Source organism: Peloplasma aerotolerans (assembly GCF_030012175.1).
GTDB classification, from domain to species: Bacteria; Bacillota_I; Bacilli_A; order Acholeplasmatales; family Acholeplasmataceae; genus Peloplasma; species Peloplasma aerotolerans.
The window spans coordinates 1-4,147 of sequence record NZ_JASCXW010000055.1 but is presented as its reverse complement, the minus strand read 5'-3'; the positions used below and the strand labels follow the sequence as shown (position 1 = coordinate 4,147).

The 4,147-nt window shown below is 36.6% G+C and carries 2 protein-coding genes; both read right to left on the bottom strand.

The genetic code is table 11. The annotated features are described in order from the left end of the window. Positions 1-137: 137 nt before the first annotated feature. Positions 138-887: a hypothetical protein gene (locus QJ521_RS09275; RefSeq protein WP_282840206.1), complete on the bottom strand. Its 750-nt coding sequence runs from the start codon at positions 885-887 to the stop codon at positions 138-140. A 97-nt stretch (positions 888-984) separates the two neighbouring features. Further along, entirely contained in the window at positions 985-3,372 is a 2,388-nt protein-coding gene (locus QJ521_RS09270; protein WP_282840205.1) for a glycoside hydrolase family 3 N-terminal domain-containing protein, read from the bottom strand. Positions 3,373-4,147: the final 775 nt, after the last annotated feature.

The following is a 4,147-nucleotide window of genomic DNA, read 5'->3' as shown; positions in this document are numbered from 1 at the left end:
CCATCATTTTTTGATGTTTTTTTTATATTTTGGTACTTGACTTATCTACCGGTTGCTTTTGAAAATCGCACAGGTTTATGTCCTGTGCGATGTAAAAATTAGCACGAAAAAAACCACACCGTGCATCATTATATTGTTTATTCTTTATCGAAAATTAGGCAATATTCCCAATCTCCTTCAACTGAAGGACGTTCCAAGTGCACACTACTATAACCAACTAAGAGTTGACCATCGCCATTCATACCGATGATTAAGTGTTTATTTGTAGTATCGATATTAGCAGTAATACCTGCAACGAGATTAAAGAATAATCCATAATCATCGACGTCACGAAAGGTAATAATAGCAGGACCTGGTTGTTCGTAGAATTCACCGTCATCTACAACTTTTCCCATAACAAATGAGTCCCACATAGCAGTTCCTCTGTAGTTAGTCACATCGTCTGCACTAAGAGTTGTGTTGATTTCATCTACGCCAAATGTCATAATACCTGTTAAGTTATAGACTTTATTGTGAGTATAAGCCTCTCCATCTACAAGTTCATATGGATCTAAATCTAACGTAATGTTTAAAGTAATCGCGTCAGAAACTGCGTCAAAAACACTACCGCTGACATAAACTTTGACAACGTTCCAAGTACCTTCTAACGCTGTGACGTCACTTGTGAAGCTTAAGCCAGCAATACCAGTTCTTACCGGAATATCGTCAATATCATCATTTGGATCAGTGTTATCATTTGGATCAGTATTATCAATTGGATCAGTATTATCAATTGGATCAGTATCATCAATTGGATCAATAACTGGATCAGTTACATCTGATTGGCATGCCACAACAATTGGTAATACCATTAACATTAAAAGTAAAAATAAAAATACACTTTTCATAAATTCGTCTCCTTATAGTATAACTGTGAAAAATCATCAAAGCGGTAAACCACTAAATGTGATCTACCACTTCGTTTATGTTGTTGAATTTTATTACTTAATCTCCGTAAGTCAAGCCAAATTCAGACCAATAGAAATTACCTGAAGCATCTTTGTAGGCATAACTACCTGAAGGAGAAGCAGCAAGAACAGCAGCGTCCATATATTGTTCTTTATCGTAACCTGGAACGTCATTAGGTGATACACAGATTTCCCAGTTTTCTTCCCCAACGACTGTTGGAACTAAAGCGATTACAGAAGCGTCAGCAACCATAGTTATAGGCATTTTCCCTGTAGGCGCATAACCACCAGTAATAACAGTTGCGATTGCAGTGTCAGACGTGCTGAATGTTGCAACTAAAGCATCTACATAAGGTTCCATTTCAGTAAGTATCCAAGGATTACCAGCAACGATTTCCCCTATAACTTTACCGCCATTTGCACGAACGGTATTGGCTACTAATTGGAACTTATCCATATTAGCAACAGTTGTGATAGGTGCAGTTTCACCAGTAGGTTGTGCCACTTCATCAAATACAGGTGTTTCGAAACCTTCGCCTAAATCAAGTACAGCTAATGTAGATGATCCTTGCCCTGCTATTGTTGGAGATACTCTCAAGTAAGCAACAGTAGCTTCGTTATAATCCGATACAACAGTATATCCTAACTCAGTAAGTTGAGTAACGAAACCATTGACATTTGCATTATCTCTTTGGTTAAATCCAGCGACATAAATTTTTTCTGTCTTGTCAACCATAGGTAAAGTATCTTGTAGATTCTTAAGAAGTACGACTGATTTTAGGTGAGTTTCCGCAGCAAGATCTGCTACTAGAGGTGTAACGTGCTCAACAGTTTCAATACTTTCTTCCATATCGCGATAAGGATTATCTAAATCACCACTTAACACTCTTGGATGTAAGCGATAATAAGCAGCTACTTGTAGGTCTTCACGAGTAATTAGGTCACGAGCTAGAGCTTCAGCAATCAATTCAGGACGAACTGTCATCCCTGCGCCCATAAAACCAGCAGCAGCGAAAACACCTGAGTTATTACCAGCTTTAACGAATAAGACAGTTTGTTGTAAAGGTGTCAAATCATCACCAAATTCATTAACACCATGAGCATTCGCATTAGAAATTGAGTCAGAGTTGATTAAACCTTCAAAACCTAAAATATCTCTTAGAAGAGTTTGCAAGATATCTACATTGAATGAATTACCATAACCATCAAAAAGAATGTTGTGTGTTTGACCATTATATGTAATAGATTGAGGTGCATTACGTCCATCATTCGAAGGCATAGAATAACTTGGCATAATGCCTGCTACTCCTGCTTCAATAGCAGCAATGAATGGTCTTAATTGATAATTAGCAAGTGAATCTTCAGTTTGGTATACACGATAACGACCTGTATTCCCATGACTTTCGAAACCATTGTATGCAGCGCCATCACCTGGGAAATGCTTCACTGTAAGCAATACACTTCCCGGAACCATTCCCGTAATACCATTTTGGTATCCAGCAGTTAAGTTTCTAGAAATTTCTTCGACTATTGAAACGACTTCTCCATAAGTAGAACTATTACGACTCCAACGAGGATCAGTAACGAGTTCAATTTGTGGCCCATAGATGCCATCAATACCTTTTGCCCACATAACTTCACGGTCATATTGTGCATCTAAAAGAAGAAAGTCAGCATTTCCATCTCCTAAGGCAGCCGCTGCAACGCCTTCACTACTAGGCATTCCGTGGTTGATAGGATTAGTAAATGACATGAATGGTACAGCTGTTTCACCACGTTGGATGGCATCCCATTCTGAATATTGTTCTAAACCATTATTAAACCATACAGCTACTTCTGTTGGTGGGTTTCGGCGAACTACGAAATTACGGAATTTTGCATAGTTCAAGTCTTCAATTGTATTACTGAACACTTTATCCCAAACAGGTTCATCGTCTTCATCAACAGCAGCTGCTACCGATGTAGCTCTAGGACTGTAAGACATATTGTTAAGCAAGTTATAAGTAAGTTGTGTGTCACTCAGTGAAGCTGCCATCGCAACTGCACGAATAACAGGATCAACTCGCCAGTCTTCAAATACATCCAATTTTTGGTTGTTATTTAAATCACGGAAGTACATTCCGTCTACCTCGAGAACACCAAGCAAAGTGACACCAATAGTCGGACCATTCTCGTTTTCATAGAAAACAGGCTCAAGAAATTTGCTGTCGATAGTTTCACCTTCTGCAAGCGTGTAGGGAGCACTAATATAAGTGGCTACCGGATCTTCAGTAGGATCTGGAGTCGGATCTGGAGTAGGATCTGGAGTCGGATCTTGAGTCGGATCTGGAGTCGGATCTATTCCATCTGAATTACATGCTGTAAGACCGATAGTTAACATTACTAGCAGCAACAGCGTTAAAGAAATTGATAAAATACGTTTCATAATTTTCTCCTTTATATATATTTTACCACGAGTTTAACAGCTCGTGGGTTATTCCATTACTAGCAAGCTCGATACTTTAAAACTTTATTCATAACACTGATTATTCACATATGATGAATATACAAGTTAATCTCTTTAAACAATACATTTTCACTTTAGAATTTTATCAGTTCTATAGTGTCAACCTCATCATCTTTTATAGGAACATCACTTTTTTATTATGTCTTAAATACTAAAATCTATATTGTAATATAGTCATTACATACATACTGACATTCAATATGACTCAAAGTATGAGGTAAATGGATTGTTACACAATTCATTAATAAAAAGTGTATGGATGTTTTGCTTATTTATATAAATTGCCATCTATTTATTTTACACATGTCCCATCAATGACGCCCATTATCTTTTCATGCTTTTTTCAAAAAGATTCTCATTATGAAACATATAATTTGAGATAAAACGCTTTCATTCACATAAAGTATATCATTGCTCTTATTATTCAAATTTCTGATTGCATATTCGGTCAATATTTTTACATAACTTGCGTAAAAGCATAAAAAACCAATTTAATAATACTGCTAAATACCTGTTTTTTACTAAACTCTTAGTTACCAATAATATTAATAAAAGCAAAAAAAGCCGTTCCCACGGGTGAGAAGGGCGTTTCATATTAATATTGGTGACCCACTAGCTCGTGTGTTTTCCCGAATAATCAGAACTAGAATATTAAATAAAACTTAAACTGGTATTTTTTAGTGATTAATATAAA

What these genes read in the sequence shown, in the direction of transcription:
- QJ521_RS09275 (WP_282840206.1), bottom strand. Translation starts at nt 887, where the DNA reads ATGAAAAGTGTATTTTTATTTTTACTTTTAATGTTAATGGTATTACCA.
- QJ521_RS09270 (WP_282840205.1), bottom strand. Translation starts at nt 3,372, where the DNA reads ATGAAACGTATTTTATCAATTTCTTTAACGCTGTTGCTGCTAGTAATG.